The organism is Pseudomonas siliginis, assembly GCF_019145195.1.
In the GTDB taxonomy this organism is placed as follows: Bacteria; Pseudomonadota; Gammaproteobacteria; order Pseudomonadales; family Pseudomonadaceae; genus Aquipseudomonas; species Aquipseudomonas siliginis.
In genome coordinates this window covers 1-1382 of the sequence record NZ_JAHSTW010000026.1, presented here as the reverse complement: position 1 = coordinate 1382, position 1382 = coordinate 1, and the positions used below count along the sequence as shown (strand labels likewise).

Genomic DNA, 1382 nt, shown 5'->3' with positions numbered 1-1382 from the left:
AAGTCAGCGGCATGTGGTGTGCTCGCCTTCTGACATCGCGACCCGACTGCGTTGTGGTGATGCTATCGGGAGAAACTGGGCGACCCTTGGGTCGCCTTTTTTCTGAGTTTTAAGCAGCAGCTGCTGGGATAGCTGGAGCTGGGAAAAGATCAGGCAAATCTGGACGCAATTCGTGGGGTAACACTTTGCCGTGTGACGCTCTAGCGACAGCGTGAACGCGCTCGGTAGGAACACGGCCAGCCTTGACCCATTTCCATACATGGGGCTGCTTAACGTTGCAGCGGCGAGCGAGCTCTGACTGATTGTTACCGCAAATCGTGATGACCTTATCTAAGGCCTGCCGACATAGCTCGGCGTCTTTAACACAGTAAGTCACTGATACCGCTCTCCCTGATGAAACGACAAGGCGAATCTACAACCTTCGTAATAGGCAAGTCAACACCCAATAGTTTAAGACGCTCTATTACCGAGGTCGTAGAATTAGCTAATGAAATACTTACCGATCGAACTCCTCCCGACCCTCTCCGATCGGCTGAAATATGCCATGGAGCAGCTCAATCTCAGTCAAACTGATGTGGCTAAGCGTTCTGGATGCTCTCAAGCAACGATTTTCAAAATCGTGGACGGCCAAACACGGGAAAGCCGCAAGACAGGCGCCATCGCTCGCGGACTCAACCTTTCGTTACCGTGGCTTGAGAATGGCGACATGCCAGCTAGCGTGGTCTCCATATCTCGCAGCCAGGAAAAATCTTCGCGCCCTCTTGCTCTCGAACCTGTATCTGCCTGGGATAACGACACTCCTTTAAATGACGACGAGGTCGAGATACCACTTTTCAAGCAGGTCGAGATTTCAGCGGGGGCAGGTAGAACAGCGGTTCAGGCTGAATATGGTCGTGTTCTTCGCTTTTCACTTGCGACACTGCGACAGTGCGGCGTGCACCCTGCTAATGCGTTATGCGCTCCAGTCACTGGCAGAAGCCAGGAACCCTTGATACTTCATGGCGCGACAGTCGGAATAGATCGAGGCATGACTAAAATCATTGCTGATCATCTCTATGCCATTGAGCAGGAGGGAGCGTTGAGAATTAAATTCCTGGAGCGATTGGATGGTGGAGGGCTAAAACTCATAAGCTATAACCGAGCTGAACATCCAGACGAGTCTTATACATTTGAACAGTTCGTTGAGCAGCAAATGAAGGTCTTAGGCCGCATTTTTTGGTGGTCGACAATCCGCCCCGTTAATGCCGCTCCGCTACCAAGAAACTAAAAACATAAAACCAAAGTAATTGCATTGATCTAACACCTAGGTTATTTTTCGCCTCACTCTCCAACCACAGTGAGGCGTCACCATGCGTACCACCGCATCCCTGCATGTCCACCCG

2 protein-coding genes are annotated in these 1382 nt (G+C 51.2%); one reads left to right on the top strand and one right to left on the bottom strand.

Going from position 1 to position 1382, the window contains the following annotated elements:
* Window positions 1-109: 109 nt before the first annotated feature.
* On the bottom strand, window positions 110-376 hold the full coding sequence (locus KVG87_RS26160; protein ID WP_217853233.1) for a transcriptional regulator: 267 nt from the start codon (window positions 374-376) through the stop codon (window positions 110-112).
* A gap of 111 nt (window positions 377-487) precedes the next feature.
* On the opposite strand from KVG87_RS26160, the gene KVG87_RS25675 reads away from it, so the two are divergent.
* A complete protein-coding gene (locus tag KVG87_RS25675; protein ID WP_217853231.1) occupies window positions 488-1267 on the top strand; it encodes a LexA family transcriptional regulator in 780 nt (259 codons plus the stop codon).
* Window positions 1268-1382: the final 115 nt, after the last annotated feature.